This window comes from Paraburkholderia sp. Ac-20347 (assembly GCF_017104805.1).
GTDB lineage: Bacteria > Pseudomonadota > Gammaproteobacteria > Burkholderiales > Burkholderiaceae > Paraburkholderia > Paraburkholderia tropica.
In genome coordinates this window covers 1-21,905 of record NZ_JAAGPN010000132.1, presented here as the reverse complement: position 1 = coordinate 21,905, position 21,905 = coordinate 1, and the positions used below count along the sequence as shown (strand labels likewise).

Below are 21,905 nucleotides of genomic sequence, written 5' to 3'. Positions count from 1 at the left end.
CAAGCCGGCGCGTATCGTCAGATTGCGCATGACGCCTCCTTCAATGCGACGCCGCGGCATTGCCGCCGAGACGGTTCAACAGCACATTGCTCTGTTCGAGCAGCGTGGCGCGATAGTCGCCGGGCAGCACGGCGTTGTCGGCCACGTCGAGCGCCTCGCCGATCAGCATGCGGAACGCCTCGACAGTGCGTTCGACCTGCTGCGTGGACAGTTGCGGCAGCACGGCTTCCGCGAATTTGCTCATGACGACCACGCTCGCGCCGAAGCGCGAAATAGCCTTGCCATGCGAACTGACGAGCGCCGACATCGAGCGCAGCAGCATCTCATCGTTGGTGGTCACGGTCTTTCTCCAATCAAAAGGTGCGCCTCAACGAGGCATTGGGCGGCATCCGGCACACGCGCGCTGGCAGACATGATCAACGTCGATCACGCGGGCAGCGCGCGCGGCATGCGCGCGGCCGGTGCGGGACGCGCGAGCAGAAAACCCTGCGCGCGCTCGCAGCCGATCTCGCGCAGAAAGCGCAACTGGTTCGGCGTTTCCACGCCTTCGGCGACGACCGACACGCCCAGCGATTTCGCCATCGCCACGATCGCGCGCACGATGGAGCCGTTGCCCTCGTCGCGCATGAGCGGCTGGTTTTCACCGACCTCCGCGAGAAACGAGCGGTCGACCTTGAGCGTGTCGACGGGCAGCGACTGCAAATAGCGAAACGATGAATAACCGGTGCCGAAATCGTCGATCGCGAGACTGATGCCGCGCGCCGCAAGTTCGTGCAGCAGTGCTTCGGTGCCGCCGTGGCTCGACGTCATCGCCATGCTCTCGACGAGTTCGAGTTGCAGACGGTTAACCGGCAAGCCGGTCTCGCCGAGTATGTTGGCGAGCTGCGCGAGAAAGCCGTCGTGCAGGCACTGGCGCGCGGACAGATTCACGCAGATGCGCCCGAATTCGAAGCCTTCGTCGAGCCACGCGCGCGCCTGGCGGCACGCTTCGCGCAGAACCCATGCGCCGATCGGCACGATCAACGCCGACTCTTCGGCAATCGGAATGAACTGGTCGGGCGGCACGAGGCCGCGCTGCGGATGTTGCCAGCGGATTAGCGCTTCGACGTTCGAGAGGCGGCCGCTGCGCACGTCGAATTCGGGCTGGTAATGCAGCAGAAATTCGTTGCCGTCGATCGCGCGATGCAATTCCGTTTCGAGCTGGATGCGCTCCATCGCGCTGGACGTCATCGGCGCCGCGAAGAACTGGAAATTGTTCTTGCCCGCGCTCTTCGCTTCGTACATCGCGCGGTCGGCCTGCATCAAGAGGCGTCCGGAATCCTGCGCGTCGTCGGGAAACATGCTGATGCCGATGCTCGGCGTGACGAAGAGCGTCTGCTCGCCCGTGCGGATCGGCGCGCCCACGCTGAGCAAGAGCGCCTCGGCGATGCGGCCCACGTGGCGGATGTCGTCGATATCCTCGATCAGCAGCGTGAATTCGTCGCCGCCCAGCCGCGCCACCGTGTCGGTTTCGCGCACCGATTCGCGCAGACGCCGCGCGATCACGGCGAGCGCTTCGTCGCCCACGCCATGTCCCATCGTGTCGTTGATGAGCTTGAAGCGGTCGAGGTCGAGAAACATCACCGCGACGCGTTTGCTCGCACGGCGCGCACGCGCGAGCGCCAGCGCGATGCGCTCGGTAAACAGCGTGCGATTGGGCAGACCGGTGAGCGCGTCGTGCGTCGCGAGATAACTGAGGCGCGCCTCATTTTCGCGCCGCTGCGTGATGTCGGCGAAAATCGCGGCGTAGTGCGAGCTCAGACCTTGCGCGTCGCGAATGCTGGAGATCGTCAGATATTCGAGGTAGAGCGTGCCGTCTTTACGGCGATTCCAGATTTCGCCCTTCCAGTGGCCCTTGGTTTCGATGCTTTCCCACAGTCCCGCGTAGAACGCCGGGCCCTGGCGGCCCGAGCTGAGCAGGCGCGCGTTGCGGCCGAGCGCGTCGGCTTCGGTGTAGCCGGTCAGGCGCGTGAACGCCGGATTGATGCGCTCGATCGTGCCTTGCAAGTCGGTGATCATCACGCCGTCGAGCGTGGATTCGACCACCTGATCGGCGAGACGCAGATTCGCGCGCGAGGCGAGCAGCGCGTCGTCGCGTTCGCGCAGCGCCGCCTGCAGCTCGCGCACGTATTCGTGCTCCATGTCGCGCAGGATGTCGGCGAGACCGAGCAGGCCGCACAACTGGCCCTCGTCGTCGAGCACGCCGACGTGGCGCATGCGGTTGTCGAGCAGATACTGGCGCGCGGAATAGAGGCTGCGCGTGCGCGGCAGCGAGCGCAGCGGCCAGCTCGCGAACGTGCCGGCCGTGGCGCCGTCTTCGCGCGCGCCTTCGCCGATCGCGCGCACTACATCGCGTTCGGTGAGGATGCCGAGGCTGCCATCGGCGGCGCGCACGACGATCGCGCTCAGGCGTTCCTTGCGCATGCGCGCGAGCGCTTGCGTGAACGGCGCGGCGGCGTCGATGCAATGCGCCTTCGACGGCTTCGCGCAGCCGAGCGTGCGCAGTTGCAGAAAGCACTCGGGGCCCTGGCTCATGACCAGATCGGTTTGCGTGACGAGACCGAGCGCGTGGCCGTTGTCGTCGATCACGAGTCCGTGGCGGATGCCTTCGCGCACGAAGCACGCCGCCGCCTCGCGCGCGGGCGTGCTCGCGGGCAGCGTGCGCACCGGCTGGCTCATCACGGTGCGGATGGGGCGATTGGCCGGTTCGTCGGCGGGATCGTCGGGCGGTTCGGGCAGCGGCTCGTCGATCAGTTCGTTGATGAGACGCGCGTCGGCCGAATGCGTGCGGTGCGCGGCGCTCGCGAGGGCGTCGTGCTCGGTCCAGATGCCGATCGGCTCGCCGTGATCCATCACGACGATCGCGCTGCAACGGTGCTCGGCCATGCGGCGCGCGGCTTCGCGGATAGGCACGTCGGGCCCGCAGGCAAGCAGCGGCCCGGAAAGGAGACGTCCGATTTCGACGTCCAGCGTGTGGTGTTGCATGTCGCGCCCCGTACCGCGTTTGTTGTCTTTTTGAGATATGGCGAACGTAGCAGGCGGGCGACGAGATTGAGTTGACTTAGATCAAGATCGCGGAGTTAATCCGGGATTAGGACGGTCGTGCGGGAAGATCGCGGTGGCGTGCCGGTGGGATTGGAGAACCCGTCGCCGCGTGGTGCTGCGGGACGGGTTTGAGGAACGCCCGGTGGTTAGGCCGGGCGTTGGTGCTTCGTGGGTGCTCAGTGTTTCTTCGGGCCGCTTCCGCTACCGGTGTTGCTCGTGCCGCCGAGTGAGCCGCCCGTCAAGCCGCCGAGCAGATTGGTCAGCGGAGCGAGCGGTGAGGTGGCTGATGAGCCGCCGGTGCCTGTGCCGCTGGTTCCGCTGCTGCTGTTGCTACCCGCGCCCTTGAGCGCGCCGGTCAGCGTGCCGACGAGGTTCGTCAACGGCGCTGTCGCGTTCGACGTGCCGGACGTGCCGCCCGATGAGGTCGAGCCGTGCGAGCCGCCGCCAGCGTTGCCTCCCGTGCCGCCAGTCGAGCCGCCAGTCGAGCCGCCGTGCGTGTTGCCGCTCGACGTGACGACGTTGGATGTCGTCGCGCCGCCCGTGAGCGCGCCAAGCAGATTCGTCACCGGTGACAGCAGGCCGCCGCTGCCCGTCTGCGTGCCCGACGCACCGCCCGTGCTGCCATGCGAACCACTCGATGCGCCGTTGTTCACGCCGTTTCCATTGCCGCTGCCACTGTTGTTGCCGATTGTGATCGGCACCACCGGCACGCTAACCGCGCCAACGTTCACGACGAGATCGACGAGCGGACTGAGCAAGCCGCCAGTGGATTGCGTGCCACCAGCGTTGCCCGAGCCGATGCTCGTGCCGCCGTGTCCGGAGTTGCCAGTGCCGCCGGAGATGCCGTGGCCGCCGGTGCCGGTTGAACCGCCGGTGCCGCCACCCCAGCTGCCGTGGCCTGCGTCGCCGGAGCCACCTGTACCTCCGGTTCCGCCTGAGCCGCCGCTGCCACCGGTGCCTCCTGAACCGCCGGTGCTTCCATGGCCACCGTCGCCAGTGCCTCCGTTCCCTCCAGAGCCACCGGTGCCTCCTGAACCTCCCGTTCCACCGGAGCCACCGCTTCCGCCCGAACCGCCGCTGCCGCCATGGCCGCCGTCACCGGAACCACCGCCCCAGCCGCCGTGGCCACCATCGCCGGTGCCACCATTACCGCCGGTGCCGCCTGTGCCTCCCGTTCCACCCGAGCCACCTGAGCCACCGCTTCCACCATGACCGCCGTCGCCGGACCCACCGCCCCAGCCGCCGTGGCCACCATCGCCGGTTCCGCCAGTACCACCAGAACCACCGCTTCCACCATGACCACCATCACCGGAACCACCATTCACGCCAGTGCCTCCCGACCCGCCTGAACCTCCCGCTCCACCCGAGCCACCCGAACTACCCGAGCCACTCCAACTGCCCCCGTCCCCCGAACCTCCATAACCGCCCGAACCTCCGCCATACCCGCCACCCGCCCCGGTGCCGGTCCAGCCGCCGCCCGTACCCTCGCCGCCTGCCCAGGCATAGCCGGGGCCGAACTGCCAGACGCCACTCCATCCGCTGCCTTGCATGGAAGAAGGCGGCGACGATGTCGCCACATCGCCGGCATGAGCCGACGGCGCCAGCGACCACCATAGGAGTGCGCTCGCCGATGCAACAAGAGTGTGTTTGAAGGGAGCCATGATTAGTCCTTTCGCGATGAACTCGCGTCCTGATTGGTCAAAGGTGTAATCAGTGCCCCCGGAAAACCGCTGATCGGTTTTTCAAATACGATCGATGCGTGCTGTTTCTGCTGTCCCGATTGCGCGTGGATACGCGTCGCCTGGAAGAATGGTGGAGCGTCGGCGTGGTAACGCTGCGCTCGAATTTGGCGAAATCGGCGCTCGAAATCTGCAAATTCCACGCCAACGTATTTGCGAGATTTCCACTCGCGATTCGTTAGCAAAGGAAACAACAAAATAGACGCGATACGAGCGCGCGTCCCTTATCCGGCGGCCTATCGCGCATCCATGAAAAAAGGCGTGACGGCCAGGCATCGCGCTGCGTTACGTCGTGGGCGTAACGTGTCACCGCCACATCGAACGTAACCTTGCGAACACCCGGGCGACACGCCAGCACGATCAACCCGACATCGCTGCAACATCGCGCAATCAAAACAATCGCACCACGCGCTTAAAGCGCCGCGCAAACTTTCTATTTGTAATTCATCAACGCGCGAAACGAATATCGAGCGAACGCAGATACGTTTGCAGTCCGGCATCCTGAAGCGGAATCACATACGCGGGCGAATCCGATTCATTGAAGTGAGCATGCCAATAACCGGGCGGCGTGATGAACGCCATGCCCGGCGTCCAGTCCACGCGCACGGGATCGACAATCCGGCCTTGCTCGTCGATCTCGGTCCCCACGAGCGTATACACGCCGGGCTCGCACGCCGGAATGAAGTCGAGCGCGATCGACTGATGACGATGTGGCTTTTGCACGCTGTGCGGCGCGATCATCCCGAACATCGCCCACATCGAATGCGTGACGGTGCGCGTCTGTGGAAAATGTCGATTGCCGAGCAGCACGCTCACGCGATTGCGCTGCGCGGCGCCCGGCGCGCTGGCCACTTTGGCGAGTTCGGCCTGAGCCCGCGTAGCCGGATACAGCGTCGGCGTAAAACGCGCTACGTCGATTTTCGCGCCGAGATAAGCGAGCAGCGGTGCGTCGTTCACGTAATAGAGGCGCGCCGTCGACTGCGCCTTCAATACCGCCTCTGCGCCGCCCGGCAGCGCAAAAAAATCGCCCTTGCCAAACGAAAAAGCCGTGCCATTTTGCGCAATCGTCCCTGCGCCATCGAGTACGTAGAACACCTGCGAAGTCGCATTCGGATCGACCGTCAGCGTATCGCCCGCAACGATGCGCAGAAAACTCGCCATCAAGCCCGGACCGGTGGCCGGATAATCGCAGCCCAGTTCCGTGGACACATCGAGCGGCACGATCCGCGTCGGACCGTCATCGTAAAGCGACGCGGCAAACGAGCGATAAGGCACGCGCGAAATCAGCTTCGCGCCAATCGGATTCGCCGATGAGGTGTATTCGAAAAATTGCGCATCGCGCGTGATCGTATCGTCGTCGAATGCAAGCGATGAAAGTGCGGTTTTGTCCAGCATGATGAGGCTCCTGAAAATGTCCATCGCTCGGCGAGCGAATCGTGCAGCGTCGAATGGACTTTAGAAGCCGCCGCCGCGTGCGGGAACCGCGCGCACGGGAAATGAGCTTTGCAGAAAAGGGATAACCGGCAATCGAACACTACGGGAAGCGCAACACGATCGGCGCGCGCGCGTTTTCTCTTACACTGCGCAATCAAGCCATCAACACGTCCGCACGCATATGGATTATTTCGGCGCCATCCGCGCATTCCTTTCGGCTGCCGAGCTCGGCAGTTTCAGCAAAGCGGCGGCGCGCATCGAGGTCAAGACGTCGACCGTGTCGCGCTATATCACCGAGCTTGAGCGCGATCTCGGCATTGCGCTATTCAATCGCTCGACGCGCGGCCTCGTGCTCACCGAAGGCGGTCGCGTGTTTCGCGAACATGCGATCGGCGTGATCCGCAATCTCGACGAAGCGCGCGAAGTCGCCTCGTCGCTCAATCACTCGCCGCGTGGTTTGTTGCGCGTGACGATGCCGCGCTCGTTCGGACGCCGTCATGTCGTGCGGCATCTGCCGGAATTCATGGACCGCTATCCGAAGATCGACGTCGATATCGTGATGACCGATGCCGTGCTCAATATCATTGACTCAGGCATCGATCTCGCGATTCGCATTGGAGCGCTGCCCGATTCGCAATTGATGGCGCGGCAGTTGACGACGCATCGGCGAATTGTCTGCGCGAGCCCCGCTTATCTTGCGCAATGCGGCGCGCCCGCTACGCCCGCCGAACTCCCCGCGCACGCCGCGCTGCGTTTTTCACTCGCGGCGGACGATCGCTGGCTGCTGGTGCAGCACGCGAATGCTGCGAACGCACAGCGCGAAGCATCGGAAACGGTTGAATTGAACGGCAGATTGCGCGTGGATGACACCGAAGCGCTGCTCGATCTCGCCATCGCAGGACGCGGCATTGCTTTGTTGCCGACATGGGCTGTCGGCGACGCATTGCGCGACGGGAAATTAATCCGGTTGCTGCCGGAATGGGAAGCGCAGCCGACGAAGCATGCGCCGGCGGTCTGGGCGGTGTATCCGCGCAAACGGACGGTGTCGTCGAAGGTGCGCGCCTTTATCGACTTCTATTCGGCCATTTTCAAACGCGAAGGCTATTGGGACGTAAGCCAGCACGAGAAAGAGCCCGCAAAAACCGCCGTCCACCATGCCAAAACGGACACGCCAAATGAGCGCGCCAACCGGCACGATTGAACATGAACGGCCCAAATAGCCGCTAAATAGCGGCCAAACAAATCAGCGTTTGATCCCTTTGCGTTTGCGTGACTCGATTTTTTTGCAAAGGTCGGTCAACAGCCAGCGAGCGATTTGCTCGGGCCGATTCGCACCGTGCGGAGCGAATTTGATTTCATTGGCGAAATAGACGATGACCGAACCGGTCATCACGCGCCACGTACCGGTGTAGTCGACACCATCCACATTCACGCACATGGCGTGTGTGGTTTCATAATCTGCAGAAGCCAAGGGTGAAACGAAAAATGTCTAAAGTATGACAATATCGTCTCAATGAAGCATCAGTCAACGAAATATGCGTTTTGTTTCATATTTCCGCACGCCGCGCTGAAATCGAACGCGCAGCCTGCGATGCGACTGTCATTCGATCACCCATTCATGACGACACGCGGCGCGTATGGGTCGAATCACCCGGCGCAACCGAACTCGTCAAAGCGGTACGCGACAGCGGCGTAATTCGCCGCATCCAGCGCTCGCCCACGGCGCTGCTCCACGCATTGACCCAGCGCCGCGCCATCGTGCGCTCCATGCCGTCCTGCGCATGGGTGAGCCGCTGCATCGCCCGCGTCAGGCGACGCATGGCGTAGTGTTTGCGGCGCGTTTCCTGCTCGTCACGCGGGTTCATACGTTTCTCCCGTCACCGGGTTTCAGTGTAGAACGACCCGCGCATTAAGGCATGAACGAAAATGCCGCACTACCAGGGACACCCTCAGGGAGACTATCGAGCGCACGATTACCGTCGCGGCGAGCCTCGGTCTCGCCGTTGAATGACGTTTCGCTATAGGCAATGACCTTGAAGCCGCGGCCCGCCGACCTGGGCACGGTAATGCCCCAATGCCAGCCCCCTTCCTGTTCGAAAACATGTAGCTTTGGCGACGCTTCGAGCATCGCCATCTGTGACGTGATCATGGCACGCCCTCCTTTCGAAAACTTCCGAATCCATAGGCGGTCAAGCTCAGTGTAGGCAGCATTTTGCTGCACCGCAATAAGCATTAACCTTGAGTGTCGCCAATGTAAAAGGGACAGTTTTCGAATTCGTGTGCCTGGATGCGCACACTTCGCTCACGCACGTAAAAAATGCAACGCTGCGGCGCTAGCGGAACAGGCGTTAATTCGCCGATAAATCGACACAATAAGCGGCATCGCCAATCAACCAGGCCATCGCGATTGAAAGCGCGCGCGGGCCTTGGCTCGCACGCGCTTTTTTTCCTGCTGCCTTTCGCTACGATTCGATTCAATCAAAAAGTTTCATCACGTCGCGATACAGCGCGGAAGGAATACGCACACCATCGCGTTCGCTGCGCGCACGTGCTTCGAAACGACGTTGCGACGGCAAGCGTGCGCCCTGCTCGACCACGGCGTCGAACAGGCGCTCGGCGCGCGCCTCGCCCGCCGCGTGATCGTCGCCCAGAAAACGGCGTGGATCGATCGCGATCACCAGCTCGCCGTGGCAGGGACTCGCGCCCGCGCCGCCGTCGAAGGCTTGCGACTCCATGCTCGTGAGGTCGCCGATCAACGCGCCCGCGAGCAATTCGACCATTGCCGCGAGCGCCGATCCCTTATGGCCGCCGAACGTCTGCATCGCGCCGTCGAGTGCCGCGCGTGCGTCGGTGGTCGGTTGTCCCTCGCTGTCGATGGCCCAGTGCGAAGGAATCGGTTTGCCTTCACGCGCGTGCAATTCGATATCGCCGCGCGCGATCGCGCTCGTGGCGAAGTCGAATACGAACGGATGCCCTTCGGCGCGCGGCCACGCGAACGCAATCGGATTGGTGCCGAACACGCCGCGCGTGCCGCCCGCGGGCGCGACCCAGCTATGGCTCGGATTCATCGCGAGCCCCACGAGACCGTGCGCGGCGATGGCTTCCACCTCGGGCCAGAGCGCCGAAAAATGGAAGCAGCGATTGATCGCCATCGCCGCCAGCCCTTGCGTGCGGGCCTTTTCCGCGAGCACGGGCAGGCCCGTTTCGAAGGCCAGCAACGAAAAACCGTAATGCGCGTCGACCGCGAGCACGCCGGGCGCTACGTCGCGCAGCGTCGGCTCGGCACGCGGATCGACCTTGCCGCTCTTTACCGAACGCACGCAGCCAAGCAGGCGATAGATGCCGTGCGAATGGCACTCGTCGCGCTGACCTTGCGTGATGACGCGCGCGATGGCGTCCGCGTGCGCTTCGGACACGCCGTGATGCATCAGCGCCTTGCGCGCAAGTGAGAACAGCGCGTCGAGTGAAAGTACAACGTCGTCGGATTGCTCAGTCATCCTGATGTTCCTCGCAATGAAGCGTACCGTCGATACGCCGCGCGAGCGCCAGCGGATTGGCGTCGCGCAGCGCCTCGGGCAGCAGGTCGTCGGGCAGATCCTGATACGAAACCGGCCGCAGGAAGCGCTCGATCGCGCGACTGCCGACCGACGTCGTGCGCGCATCCGAGGTCGCTGGGAACGGGCCGCCATGCACCATCGCATGCCCGACTTCCACGCCCGTGCCGAAACCATTGGCGAGTATACGGCCCGCCTTGCGTTCGAGCGTCGGCAACAGCGCGCGGCACGCGGCGCGGTCGGTGCCGCGCGCCGCCGGACTCGCAAAAGAGGAATGGAAAACGCGAGAGGCGCGCGGAAAGAGAAAGCGCGCCCACGCGGCGCGCAAGGGGATTTACAGACCGACGTCCGGCAGTTGCGGACGCGTGGCGAGCGCCTGCTTCATGACGGACCGCACGTGCGCGAGCGCATCGCCTTCGAGCGCGAGACGCGGCGGACGCGTGAGCGCGCTGCCGCGATCGACGAGTTCTTCGCACAGCTTGATGCATTGCACGAGGTCCGGACGCGCATCGAGGTGCAGCAGCGGCATGAACCAGCGATACAGCGCGAGCGCTTCGTCGAAACGCTTTTGCTTCGCGAGACGGAACAGCGTCTCGCCTTCTTTCGGGAACACATTCGACATGCCCGAGACCCAGCCTTCCGCGCCCACGGCCACGCTTTCCACCACCACGTCGTCGAGGCCCGCGAACAGCACGAAGCGATCTCCCACGGCGTTGCGCAGATCGATGAAGCGGCGCGTGTCGCCCGACGAGTCCTTGAAACAGACGATATTCTCGCAGTCCTGCAGCGCGATCAGCACGTCGGGCGTGACGTCGTTCTTGTAGATCGGCGGATTGTTGTAGACCATCACCGGCAGGTCCGTGCTCGACGCCACGGCGCGGAAATGCGCAGCCGTTTCATGCGGCTTGGCCGAGTAGACCAGCGCGGGCATCACCATCACGCCGTCCACGCCCACGCGCTGCGCTTCGCGCACGGTCTGGCGCGCGAACTCGGTGGTGAATTCCGCCACGCCCGCGATCACGGGCACCTTGCCGCCGGCGGCATCGCGCGCGGCTTCGATCACGGCCATTTTCTCGGACGTGTGGAGCGACGTGTTTTCGCCGACCGTGCCGCACACCACGAGGCCCGACACGCCGTCCTTCACGAGGTTGCTCACCACGCGATGCGTCGCTTCGATATCGACGGAGAAGTCCGCCTTGAATTGCGTGCTGACGGCGGGAAACACACCGCTCCATTGGATAGCGTTACGGCTCACAGTGACAATCTCCTTCGTTTGAAAAATCGCGCCAACCCGTGTGGCGATGCGAAGAAGTATCGCTATCCAGAATGATCGAGGCTTGAGACCTTTCGCGACTCAAAGAGACGAAATCAGCACAATCGCGGCGCAGTCCCGAACGCGTGCATAAACGCCTCATTCGGGTGCATATTCGCTATCGGGGACAACCCGTATTTTTGGCGCTTAGGTCATTAATCTTTTTCTGCGGCGTCGCCGGTTTGCGCAACCTGTGGATGCAGCAGCGCGCGATATTGGCTTGGCGTCAGGCCCACCGTCGCCTTGAATTGACGCGTAAATGCGCTGTGATCGTTATAACCGCAGCGTGTGGCGATATCGGTAATGCTCAGGTCGCTCGCGAGCAATTCGGACGCCGCATCGAGCCGCGTTTTCAGCAGCATCTGGCGCGGCGTGAGATGGAAAATCTTGTGGAAATAGCGCTCGATTTGCGCCACCGACATATTGATGAGCGTGGCCAGATGCGAAAGCTTGAGCGGCTGAGCGTAATTGTCCTGAATGTATTTCGCGGCAATGGCCAGACGCTGATAAGCCGGATGCGTGCCTTCGGCCGCCTGCAGATCGCGCGAAATGCCGGCCACGCCCAGCACGCGTCCGTGCGCGTCGTGCAGCGGCACCTTCGACGTGAGGCACCAGCCCGGCTGACGCCCCGGATAAAGATGCAGTTCGAGTTGATCGATGAAACGGCTGTTCAGGCGCACCACGGCTTCGTCCTGCGCCGTATAGCTGCTGCCGAAACGCGCGGGAAACACCTGCGCCGCCGTCTTGCCGAGCAGCGAACGTTTGTCCTTGAAACCGCAACGCGCGGCGAGCGTGACGTTCGCGATCACATAGCGCGCATCGTGATCCTTCACGAAGAAGACCACGTCGGGCATGGCGTCGAATAGCGGTTCGAGCAATGCGAAATGCGCCACCATCTGCGGCAGCGTCGTGTTTTCGAGGGCGGCGGGCAGAACGAGTTCGGGCATTGCGATGAGCGGCGAGTCGTGATCCGCACGATTATGCCCTTCCGTTGCACGCTTGCGCATCTGAAACGAAAATCGGGCGGCGCACTCGCGCGCGCCGCCCGTGATTCGATATCGCATGCAACGGCGCGTTACGCCTGCGAGGACACTTCCAGCAAGGTCCCGATACGCGCGGGCGAAAACGGCGGACGCTGGCCGTTGCGCGGCCAGCCCAGGCAGAACGCCGCCGCCTCGCCGCAGATCTTGCCCTGACACGGTCCCATGCCGCAGCGCGTGTGCAGTTTCGCATCGCGCCATGAACGGTGCTGCGCGGCCTCGCCGTACGTCACGTCCTCGCAGCGGCACAGCACGGTGTCGGGCGCCGCGAGCGCGCGCAGATGCGGCGCGAGCGCGAACGCTTCGTGCAGCCGCGCGGCGAAGGCGCGATAGCGCGCGCGTTCGCCAAACAAGGCGCGCGCCTTGTCCTGCTCGCCCACAGCGGCGTGCGCGGCGATGCGTCCTTCAAGCGCCGCCAGCTCCATGCCGCCCACGCCCGTGCATTCGCCCGCCGCATAGACGTCGGGCAGCGAGGTCGCTTGCCAGTCGTCGACGGCCAGCGCGGCCATGCCCTGCGCCTCCGTGGTCCGGCAACCGAGCGCCGCGCCCACCAGCGTATTCGGCACGAGGCCATACGCGCAGGCGAGGCGGTCGCAATCGAGCGCAATCGTCTTGTCGCCGTGCTGGATGCGCACTCGCGTGAGTTTATCTTCGCCGAGCGCTTCGATCACGTGCGCGCCGCATAAATATGGCGTCGCGCGCAGATCGAATCGCATACGGGCTGCCTGCATCAATTTCGCAGGCGTGTGGACGAGCCCGGCCGCGAAGCGCCGCACCGCCGACGGCGGCGCCTGCTCGACGATCGCCAGCACGCGCGCGCCTTGTTCTCGCGCCGTGACGGCAGCGGCCCACAGCAGCGGCCCCGATCCCGCGATCACGATGCGCTCGCCGCGAACCGGCAAACCGCCCTTCACGAGCGCCTGCAAACCGCCCGCGCCCGTCACGCCCGGCAGCGTCCAGCCCGGATACGGCAGGAAGCGCTCGCGCGCGCCGGTCGCGACGATCAGCTTGTCGTAATCGATCGTGTAGCCGCGTTGCGCGTCTTCCACCAGCAATTGCCGCACGCCGGGCGCCTGCACGACGCGCGTGCCGCTCAAGCGGACCACGCTGCCGCGTTGCACGAAGGCCTCGACCGCGTCGATGACCGCGCGCGCCTCGCCTGTCGGCGAATGCGCCGGGCCTTGACGCCAGATCTGTCCGCCGGGCCGCGCGTTATCGTCGACGATGCCGACGCGCTTGCCCGCCTCGGCGGCCACGCGTGCCGCCTGCAAACCGGCCGGCCCTGCACCAATAATCAGGATATCGAACTTCATTGCGCGCCTCTTGCCGTCACCACATTCATACCCTCGGCGCAGACGGTCTGGCACGCGAGCCGATGCGCGACGCCGTCGATCGTCACGCGGCACTCCTGGCACACGCCCATGCCGCACAACGGCCCGCGCAGCGCGCCGGTCACGGAACGGCGCGTCGCGACAACCCCATCGCTCGCCGCGTGCGCGATCGCCGCGACCACCGAACTGCCCGCCGCCACGCGCACGCTGCGGCCATCCACGTCGAGCACGACGAAATCAGACATGAGCGGCTCCTTGCGTCGCGCAACGCGCGGGCCAATACGGTGTAGCGTCGATCGGCAATGCGTCGCGCGCGGCGAGCATCTGCGCGGCGATCAGCTTGCCGGTCGCGAGCGCCGTGGTCACGCCCAGCCCCTCGTGGCCGGTCGCGAGCCACGTCTGCGGATGGCCGTCGTCGCGCGCGAACGGACCGGCCGGGCCGATCAGCGGCAAGCCGTCGCGCGTCGCCGGACGGAAGCCCGTCCACGCGCGTATCGCGTTCAGCGACGGCAACTGCGGCAGATACTCGGCGGCGCGGCGCAGCATGCGCGCGAGAATCTCCGGTTCGATCGCGGGATCTTCGCTGTCGAATTGCCGCGACGAGCCGATCAGCAATTGACCGGTCGGGCGCGGCTGCACGTTGAACGCCACCGAGGTGCCGGTCGCGCTGTGCGCGCTCTTGATATAGCCGAGTTCGAGAATCTGGTGACGGACGGCGCCAGGATAACGGTCGGTGATCAGCAGATGGCCCTTCTTCGCCTGCATCGGCAAGCCGGGCAGCAGTTCGGCGGCTTGCAGGCCGTTGGCGAGCAGCACCGCGCCGGTCGCGATGACTTCGCCATCGGCGAGCACCACGCCTTGCCGGTTCAGCTGCGCCACGCGCGTATCGAGTCGGCACGCGATGCGCCCTTTCACCGGCTGCGCGAGCAGCCACGCGGCGGCGGACGGCGCGTAGACCACGGCGTCGTCGGGGACCATCATGCCGCCGCGCAAGCCTTCGCGCAGCGACGGTTCGGCTTCGCGCACCTGTTTCGCGTCGAGCATGTGGCAGGCGATGCCCTGCTGCACGAGCGCCGCCTGACGCGACTGCGCCAGTTCGTATTCCTCGTCGTCGGTGGCGACCCAGAGCGTGCCGCAGCGCACGAACGCCTGACGCGCATCGAGACGCGGCGCAAGATCGAGCCACAACTGCCGCGACCACGCGGAAAGCGCGAACTCGGCGGGCGTATCGTCCATCACAACGAGATGGCCCATGCCCGCCGCCGTCACGCCGCCGCCGATGCCCGCGCGGTCGATCACCAGCACGTTCGCGCCGTCCCGCGCGAGTTCGTGCGCGCACGCGGCGCCGACGATGCCCGCGCCCACCACCACGACATCGGGACGCGATGCTGCCATGTTCATCACGCGCGAATGCCCCATGCGAACGGATCGTCGTCGGCGAAAATGAGCTGCGCCTGCGCGCTCACGTGCGCCGTGCCGCGAATGCTCGGGCGCACGTAGCCGGGCGCGAGATCGCCGTCGCTTTCGTGGCTTTCATAGCTCGCCTCGAACACGCTGCCGACGATGCTCTCCTGCTTCCACACGGCGCCCGGCGCAAGCGCCGCGTCGGCGGCGAGGCAGGCGATCTTCGCGCTCGTGCCGGTGCCGCACGGCGAGCGGTCGTACGCCTTGCCGGGGCACAGCACGAAGTTGCGGCTGTCGAGGCCCGGCGTCGTCGAATCGGCGAACAGTTCGATATGGTCGATCAGTGCGCCGCCCTCGCCCGCGATGCCATTCGCTTCGAGCGCCTGGCGAATCGCCCAGGACACATTTGTGAGCGTTTCGACGTTGGCGAATTCGAGCGACTGGCCGTGATCGGCGACGAGGAAGAACCAGTTGCCGCCCCACGCGATATCGCCATGCATGCGGCCGAGGCCCGGCACGTCGACCGGCACGTTAGTGCGGTAGCGATACGCGGGCACGTTGCGCACGGTGACGCTGCCGTCGGCGTGCAGTTCGGCTTCGACATTGCCCACCGGCGTTTCGATGCGATGCACGCCCGGCGCGATGCGGCCCATGTGCGCGAGCGACACGATCAGGCCGATCGTGCCGTGTCCGCACATGCCGAGAAAGCCCACGTTGTTGAAGAAGATGACGCCCGCCGAACAGGCCGGATCGTGCGGCTCGCACAGCAGCGCGCCGACCATCACGTCGGAGCCGCGCGGCTCGCAGACGATGCCTGCGCGCACGCGGTCGAAGTCGCGGCGGAAAATCTCGAGCCGCTCGGCGAGCGGTCCGCGGCCCAGCTCGGGGCCGCCTTCGGTCACGAGCCGCGTGGGCTCGCCGCCGGTATGGGAATCGATGACGGAGAGGGTTTTCATGCCGTCAATCGTAGGTGCCGCCCGCGTGGCCGTCTTGTCGCAACGGCCCGCCGGCAATGACGATTTCGGCATAGCGCACGATCGATGCGCGGACGTCGCGCGCGGCTCGCCCGGTCAAGCCAGGCACAACCCTGGCGCGTGGTCGGCCGGTCGCCTTCGTCTTCGCTTTAGACGCCCTAGACGCCCGCGCGCGCTCGCGATCCGCGCCCGAACAGCTGACGCAGCCACGCCTGGCTGTTCACGACCAGCAGCCCGGTCAGCACGAGCACCGAACCCGCGATGAAAGCGGCATCCACGTGCTCGTGCAGCACCACCACGCCGAGCACGACGCCGAACAGCGGCGTCATGAACGAGAGCACGCCGAGCCGCGCGGCGAAGTAGCGGCGCAACAGCCAGAACCAGGTCAGATAGCTCGCGAACGTCACCACCACGGTCTGGAAACCGAGGCTCGCGAGCGCGAGCGGCGTAGCGTGAAACGCGGTCTGCCCCGTGAACAGCGCGAACGGAATCAGCAGCACGAATGCGCAGGCGAGCTGGCAAAAGAGCGTCTGCGTGGCGGGCGCTTCGCTGAGCCGCGTCGTGCGCACGCCGACCGTGGTCAGGCCCCACGCCGCGCCGCCGAGCAGACCCATCAGGTCGCCGAGCAGCCAGTTGGGATTCGTGGGCATGCCGGGCGCGGACAGGCCGCCGCCCAGCAGCGCCGGCCCCAGAAACGCGACGGCGATACCGATGAACGCGAGCGCGATGCCCGCCCATTGCAGCGGCGCGAGCCGTTCGTCGGGCAGTTTGATATGCAGGCCGATGGCCGCGAACATCGGCGCGGTGTAGAGCAGCACGGCGATATGCGAGGCGTTGGTCAGACGCAGCCCTTCGGCGACGCAGAGAAATTCGAACGCGAACAGCACGCCGACGACGAGCCCCGAGCGCAGCGCCACGCCCGGCAGCCAGCGCTCGCGCAGCACGAAGCGGTTGAACAGCCACACGAGCGCCGCCGCGCCGCCCGAACGCAGGCCCACTTGCAGCATCGGGGCGATATCGCCGGCCACGGCCTTGATCGCGACCTGCTGCGTACCCCAGATGAAGCACAGCGTCACCATAATGGCGACGGCCGCCCCATCGACATGCTTTCTCATTCCTGTCTCGCCCATGCTTTATTTTTTCGACGCGCGTATCTTAACGCGCCCGATCATCGGCACATAGAGCCAGTCCGTGCGCAAAGCAGCAGGCCACCCGCGACGCAGCCGGAACATCCGGATGCTGCGTCAGGGGTGGCCTGCGGGGTCACGACAACGAGAGCGTGCCGTTTATGAGGTCGCGACGATCAGAAGTCGATCTTCGCGTTCAGGCTGATCGTGCGCGGATCGCCCGGCGCGATATAGCTGTCGTACTGGAACATCCAGTAGCGGCGATTCGTGATGTTGTCGAGCGCCGCGCGCAGCGTCACGTCGTGGCCGCCGATGCGCGTCACGTAGTTCGCGCCCACGTTCACGAGCAGGTAGCCGCCCGTTTCCAGATCGCCGGCCGGACGCACTTCGGTGTTGCCCGTGTACTTCGCATCGACGCCCAGTTGCAGGCCCGGCACATACGGCACGTCGTACGTCACGCGCGTGGCCGCCGTGAATTGCGGTGCGCCCGCGACACGCTTGCCGTTATAGGTCTGGCCCTTCGCGTACCACGTATCGAGCAGCATGATGTCGCCCGCGACTTGCCAGCTGCGGCCCAGACGCACGCTCGCGCCCGCTTCGAGACCTTCGTAGATCGAGTTGCCGTCCTGCATCAGCACGTTCTGTTCGTTCGCATACGACGCGCCGCGCTCGATGCGGAACAGCGCCGCATTCGCGCTCCAGCGCGCGTGCTCGCTCTTGATGCCCACTTCATACTGACGCGAGCGCAGCGGATTGAGCACCGATCCGCCATTTGCGTAGATATCCGAAACAACCTGACCCGCTTCGAGCGATTCGACATAGCTCGCGTACAACGTGGTTTCCGGTTCGAGCTTGTACATCAGCGCGAAGGTCGGCGTGACGACGCCGTTCTTGCCGTACGACGAGGTCGTGCCGCCCGCTTCCGAGAAGCTCTCCTGATCGTAGTTCGTGTAACGCAGGCCCGCGAGCAGCGACCAGCGGCTCGTGATCTGCATCGTGTCGCTCAGGAACAGCGCCTTCTGGTTGATCTCGCTCGCGCGGTACTTGTCGAGACCGCTGCCCGAGTAGAACGCATACGGGTTCTGCACGTAGAGATTGCCCGCGCCGAGCGTGCCGCCCGCGGTGCCCGCCACCGTGCTGTAGTCGTTGGTCTGATGCTGGATCGACGCACCGGCCACGATCTGATGCGTGAACGGACCGGTCTTCACCTTGCCTTCGAACGCGCCTTGCCAATAGATATCCTGGTGGCCTTCGTCGCCGTTCCAGCGATAGTCGGAGTAGTCGCCCGACTGGTTGAGCAGCGTGAGCGTGCTTTCGTTGCGGTCGCGCGCCGACTTGCTGTAACTCGCCGACGTGTTGAACGTCCAGTCCGGCGTGATCTGATACTTCACGCCCGCCGTGTAGAGCTGCAGGTTGGTGTTCAGATGCTGGCCGGCGCTGTTCAGCAGATTCGAGCCGCCGCTGATGGTCGCGGGCAGACTCGTGCCCACGTAACTCGACGGAATGTAGATCGCCGGCGTCTGGCCGCTCGAACGGCTCGTCTGGTAGATCGCGTTGAAATAGACGTCGAGGTCGCGCGTGAGCTGACCGTCGAGCGCGAGCGCCACCGAATTGCGGTTGATATCGCCCGCGTTATAGGTCTTGCCCTGTTCGTGCGTGTAGTTGATGCGCGCGCCGAACATGCCGTCCGGGCCGAAGCGGCGGCTCAGGTCGGCGTGCTGGCTGAGCACGCCGTCCATGCGATAGCCGATATCGAAACTCGTGACCGGATCCTTGCCCGGCTTCTTCGTCACGTAATTGACGACGCCGCCCGGTTGCGCGAAACCGTACATGAAACCGCCCGCGCCCTTGAGCAGTTCGACGCGTTCGAGGTTTTCGTACGGCATGGTGATGCCATACGAAATGAACGGATTGCCGTCGATCTTGAAACCGTTCTGCCAGTCGATCGGCAGGCCGCGCACCGTGATGTAGGTCGCCCACGCGCTATAGGCGTTGCTGTTGTCGGTGACCGAGGCGTCGCCCGCGAAGACGTCGCCGAGCTTGTTGGCCTGGCGATCGGCGAGATCCTCGCCCGTCACGACCGTGGTCGAGAACGGCGTGTCCAACTGCGAACGCGTGCCGAGCGCGCCGCTCGAAACCGGCGTGGCCAGATGCAACGGCGAGTCGGCCACGGCGGCCGCGCTGACGTTCACGGCGGGCAATGCCTTGTCGGCGCGCGAGGTGGATGCGGCGGGGCTGCTGGCTGCGCTGGTCGCACTCGCCGCAGCGGCGGCGCTGTCGTTCGCGGTCGTGGCGGTCTGGGCAAACGCGGATTGCGCGGCGGCGGCAAACGTCAGCCAGGCAGCGATCTGCAAAGGACGGGGCAGCTTCTGCCCACTACGGCGTGCGGTTTCTTGATTGTTCATATCGGCCAGTGATCGAGGCGCCTCCCGCCCCGGTTTAACGTCATAACTTAAACGTCAATGAGACTTATTCTCATTCCATGAGGCGCGCATCTTAGCAAACGACCCTGGCTTTTGATAGTTCTTTACAAAAAACCAACACTCGTGGTTGGCTGTAATGCGATTTGCATGTAGACGCGCGCGCAGGCGGGGGCTTTGGGTGGTGCGCACGGCCATCCGCGCCGCTGCGATACCCCCCCGTGCGCTGCCGAGTGCCACATCGACGACGGTACGGTGCAATTCTGTCGTTCACACAGTTTTTCGCGCCCGACGAATTTCTCCCCAAAAGTGCCGGACGACCTCGACGGCGAGTCTGTTTTCGCGCCCAATCCTGTTCGCTCTCCGATGCCATCGGACTTTGGCTGGACGTACGCCGGCCAGGACGAACTGATCGCCCCGCCCGAATTTGACAAGCCGCCTTGCCGCAATCGAGCGGCATCCGCACGCGATGGTGGTCTCGACGCTGTTTCCGAAAGGGCCGCTGGAAACGCTCAACGTGGAGGCGTTTTATTAGCCAAGGAAATCGCGGCGTTCGAGGGCGAACTCGTCGAAGCGCAGTGCGCCGCGTATATGGAGGCCATGATCGAGGACAACGAGATCACCGAGCGCATGGATGCGAGCCACCTGCGTCTGCACCGACGCTGCGTGAGCGATGCCGGCCGTTATCAGTCGCGAATAGAGGACGGCATGCAACACTTCCACGCGTGGTACCGGCATGCGCTCGCAGGTGACATGGCGCAGGCGGAGATCGGCGCCCAGGAAGAGCGGCTGGCCTGCGCGGTAATGGACTGCATGTGTTGGAGACCGTCTTGAGCGCGATGAGACCGCCGGTTCTGCCCGGCGGTCTTCATTGAATTCAGCCGCCCGCGTTCCCGGTCTCCAATGCGTGCTCGCCTGTACAGGTGCCGTCCTGCGATGTCGTGCACGAAGGCTTCGTATTCGCGCGCGGCGTGACATCGCACACTCTCTTGGGACTGTGCGTGTCGCATGCTGAGGCATCCGATCCGGATGACGACGTGACGTAGTTGTTCACGGTCACGGACCCCTGATTCGCGTAGGTCACGCTCGTGCCAGGAGCACGCGGCGGCTGCGGACGCGGTTGCGGATGAGGCTTCGGCTGAGGTTGCGCGCGCGGCGGTTCTATATTTACCGAGTTCGCTTGTGTGACCGCCGTCTGAACCGTCGACTGGATTGCCGCCACGACGGTGGGCGAAAGCGTGGCGGACGCTTCCGACGCGGACTTCGTGTCGGGTTCGGCCCGAACAAGCGCGCACTTTGCGGGCCGGGCGCTCCCCGTTTTCTGCACGCTCGAGCGTTGCCAGCCTAGTACGTCATCGCGCTTGACGACCACATCAGAGTGGCTATCGCTAAGCAGGACTTCCGAGCCGATGCGCGAAAGAATCTTCACGTCACATAGCGTACCGGATTTTCCCGCCTTCTCACGGCTGCATCGCATCTCGTTGTTACTCGTTGCTTCAACGACGTCACAACCTTGCGAGGTCAGCAAGATCGATGCGCTATCAATCTCGCCCAGGCCCAGCTTCTTGACCACACTGCTTGCGAGCAAAGGCAAGCTGCCGGTCAGCATCAGAAATGCGACGACCAGAAGAAAAATCAGGGCGCCCGCCACTTTGAGGCGACGCTTGTCGCGCACATCGCCAGTAGCCAAAGCAATGTTGTAACCAAAACAAAGCAGCATCCACACAACAAATGCCGCGTAGCTATAGGCGTGAACGGGTTGCGCGCGATAGGAAACGGTAAAGAAAATAGCGGAAAAACTCAGCCCTACGAAAAATATGAAGGCGGTAAAGGCCACGTCGAGGAACACGACCATTGAGCCAGTCGACGCGGGCGCGGCTTTAGATCGGAAGAAATCAAGCGACTTCATGTCCTTGATCTCTTGTTGCTCGGCTTGTTTCTCCGTCTCGCGCTCTTGCTCTTGCCATTCGCTTTTGGCGAAATGCCATGCCCAGATGAATACGAAGAGTGCAGCGACGCCAGGCAGCAAGGCCCACCAGCTGCTGTCGGCCATACTGCCGACAAACAGCGCACTCGCCGCTAACCCGCCAGAACCCGCAGCCAGGATAATTGACTTTGCACGCTGACGCTGTCCTTTAAACGCGGCATAGGTCCCAAGTGCCGGGAGGACCGCGGAAGCAACAAAGATGAGCAAAAGCACCACGCCACTCACGGCCACCGCGGCCAGAACCGCAGTGATATCCGCGAGCTTGATTTCCGGCAGGAATTGCACCTGCCAGAAAAACGCAAGCAGCATCAATCCGCCAAACGCCAGTAAGGCTTTCCACCCCAAACTGACGAAGTCATCGAACTTGCACTTCTCCTTTTTCTTCTGGTCTTTGCCGTCGTTCTCAGCCGGCTCAGGCGCGCTGGTTGCCTGAATATCGCTATTGTTGTCGGTCATTGGTGTATTCATCAGTCAAATAACTGCAAACTGCTATATCGAA

Annotated in this window: 19 protein-coding genes and 2 pseudogenes; 2 read left to right on the top strand and 19 right to left on the bottom strand. The window is 64.3% G+C overall.

The features are described 5' to 3' along the window. Window positions 1-40: 40 nt before the first annotated feature. From G3N97_RS23310 to G3N97_RS23290, 5 genes are all read right to left on the bottom strand, one after another. Window positions 41-340, bottom strand: a complete 300-nt coding sequence (locus G3N97_RS23310; protein ID WP_205995319.1) for a hypothetical protein — start codon at window positions 338-340, stop codon at window positions 41-43. An 86-nt stretch (window positions 341-426) separates the two neighbouring features. After that, entirely contained in the window at window positions 427-3,024 is a 2,598-nt protein-coding gene (locus G3N97_RS23305) for an EAL domain-containing protein (RefSeq protein WP_205995318.1), read from the bottom strand. Between the two features lie 236 nt (window positions 3,025-3,260). Further along, window positions 3,261-3,842: a hypothetical protein gene (locus tag G3N97_RS23300; protein ID WP_205995317.1), complete on the bottom strand. Its 582-nt coding sequence runs from the start codon at window positions 3,840-3,842 to the stop codon at window positions 3,261-3,263. Beyond that, a complete protein-coding gene (locus G3N97_RS23295) occupies window positions 3,812-4,405 on the bottom strand; it encodes a hypothetical protein (RefSeq protein WP_205995316.1) in 594 nt (197 codons plus the stop codon). Before G3N97_RS23295 ends, G3N97_RS23300 begins: the two co-directional genes overlap by 31 nt. 865 nt (window positions 4,406-5,270) lie before the next feature. Next, the gene (locus G3N97_RS23290; protein WP_205995315.1) at window positions 5,271-6,218 is read right to left on the bottom strand and encodes a cupin domain-containing protein; all 948 of its coding nucleotides are present in this window, start codon (window positions 6,216-6,218) and stop codon (window positions 5,271-5,273) included. A 220-nt stretch (window positions 6,219-6,438) separates the two neighbouring features. Here G3N97_RS23290 and G3N97_RS23285 point away from each other — a divergent pair, with 220 nt between their 5' ends. Then, on the top strand, window positions 6,439-7,458 hold the full coding sequence (locus tag G3N97_RS23285; protein ID WP_205995314.1) for a LysR family transcriptional regulator: 1,020 nt from the start codon (window positions 6,439-6,441) through the stop codon (window positions 7,456-7,458). Window positions 7,459-7,500: 42 nt separating this feature from the next. On the opposite strand, the gene G3N97_RS23280 is transcribed toward G3N97_RS23285, so the two are convergent. From G3N97_RS23280 to G3N97_RS23220, 13 genes and pseudogenes are all read right to left on the bottom strand, one after another. Then, window positions 7,501-7,728, bottom strand: a complete 228-nt coding sequence (locus G3N97_RS23280) for a hypothetical protein (RefSeq protein WP_241030776.1) — start codon at window positions 7,726-7,728, stop codon at window positions 7,501-7,503. Between the two features lie 145 nt (window positions 7,729-7,873). Next, complete coding sequence (locus tag G3N97_RS23275) at window positions 7,874-8,122, bottom strand: hypothetical protein (protein WP_205995313.1); 249 nt, start codon at window positions 8,120-8,122, stop codon at window positions 7,874-7,876. A gap of 44 nt (window positions 8,123-8,166) precedes the next feature. Further along, window positions 8,167-8,391, bottom strand: coding sequence for a hypothetical protein (locus G3N97_RS23270; protein WP_205995321.1), 225 nt, complete (start codon window positions 8,389-8,391; stop codon window positions 8,167-8,169). A gap of 340 nt (window positions 8,392-8,731) precedes the next feature. Continuing rightward, window positions 8,732-9,754, bottom strand: a complete 1,023-nt coding sequence (locus G3N97_RS23265; RefSeq protein WP_205995312.1) for an Ldh family oxidoreductase — start codon at window positions 9,752-9,754, stop codon at window positions 8,732-8,734. Then, window positions 9,747-10,034, bottom strand: a pseudogene (locus tag G3N97_RS23260) (aldehyde dehydrogenase (NADP(+))); the annotation flags it as partial. The gene G3N97_RS23265 and the pseudogene G3N97_RS23260, both read right to left, overlap by 8 nt. Before the next feature lie 111 nt (window positions 10,035-10,145). Further along, on the bottom strand, window positions 10,146-11,066 hold the full coding sequence (locus tag G3N97_RS23255) for a dihydrodipicolinate synthase family protein (protein ID WP_205995311.1): 921 nt from the start codon (window positions 11,064-11,066) through the stop codon (window positions 10,146-10,148). Window positions 11,067-11,278: 212 nt separating this feature from the next. Then, window positions 11,279-12,070, bottom strand: coding sequence for an AraC family transcriptional regulator (locus G3N97_RS23250; RefSeq protein ID WP_241030775.1), 792 nt, complete (start codon window positions 12,068-12,070; stop codon window positions 11,279-11,281). A 128-nt stretch (window positions 12,071-12,198) separates the two neighbouring features. Beyond that, a complete protein-coding gene (locus tag G3N97_RS23245) occupies window positions 12,199-13,476 on the bottom strand; it encodes an FAD-dependent oxidoreductase (protein WP_205995310.1) in 1,278 nt (425 codons plus the stop codon). Beyond that, a complete protein-coding gene (locus G3N97_RS23240) occupies window positions 13,473-13,739 on the bottom strand; it encodes a 2Fe-2S iron-sulfur cluster-binding protein (RefSeq protein WP_205995309.1) in 267 nt (88 codons plus the stop codon). Before G3N97_RS23240 ends, G3N97_RS23245 begins: the two co-directional genes overlap by 4 nt. Continuing rightward, on the bottom strand, window positions 13,732-14,889 hold the full coding sequence (locus tag G3N97_RS23235; RefSeq protein WP_241030774.1) for an FAD-dependent oxidoreductase: 1,158 nt from the start codon (window positions 14,887-14,889) through the stop codon (window positions 13,732-13,734). The genes G3N97_RS23240 and G3N97_RS23235 overlap by 8 nt, the downstream gene beginning before the upstream one ends. Before the next feature lie 5 nt (window positions 14,890-14,894). Next, a complete protein-coding gene (locus G3N97_RS23230) occupies window positions 14,895-15,863 on the bottom strand; it encodes a 4-hydroxyproline epimerase (protein ID WP_346778111.1) in 969 nt (322 codons plus the stop codon). Window positions 15,864-16,030: 167 nt separating this feature from the next. Next, complete coding sequence (locus G3N97_RS23225) at window positions 16,031-16,987, bottom strand: DMT family transporter (protein WP_205995306.1); 957 nt, start codon at window positions 16,985-16,987, stop codon at window positions 16,031-16,033. A gap of 188 nt (window positions 16,988-17,175) precedes the next feature. Continuing rightward, window positions 17,176-19,404, bottom strand: coding sequence for a TonB-dependent receptor (locus G3N97_RS23220; protein WP_205995305.1), 2,229 nt, complete (start codon window positions 19,402-19,404; stop codon window positions 17,176-17,178). Window positions 19,405-19,867: 463 nt separating this feature from the next. On the opposite strand from G3N97_RS23220, the pseudogene G3N97_RS23215 reads away from it, so the two are divergent. Continuing rightward, window positions 19,868-20,253, top strand: a pseudogene (locus G3N97_RS23215) (SRPBCC family protein); the annotation flags it as partial. A gap of 43 nt (window positions 20,254-20,296) precedes the next feature. Here G3N97_RS23215 and G3N97_RS23210 read toward each other — a convergent pair. Continuing rightward, a complete protein-coding gene (locus G3N97_RS23210) occupies window positions 20,297-21,862 on the bottom strand; it encodes an MFS transporter (RefSeq protein WP_205995303.1) in 1,566 nt (521 codons plus the stop codon). Between the last annotated feature and the right edge of the window lie 43 nt (window positions 21,863-21,905).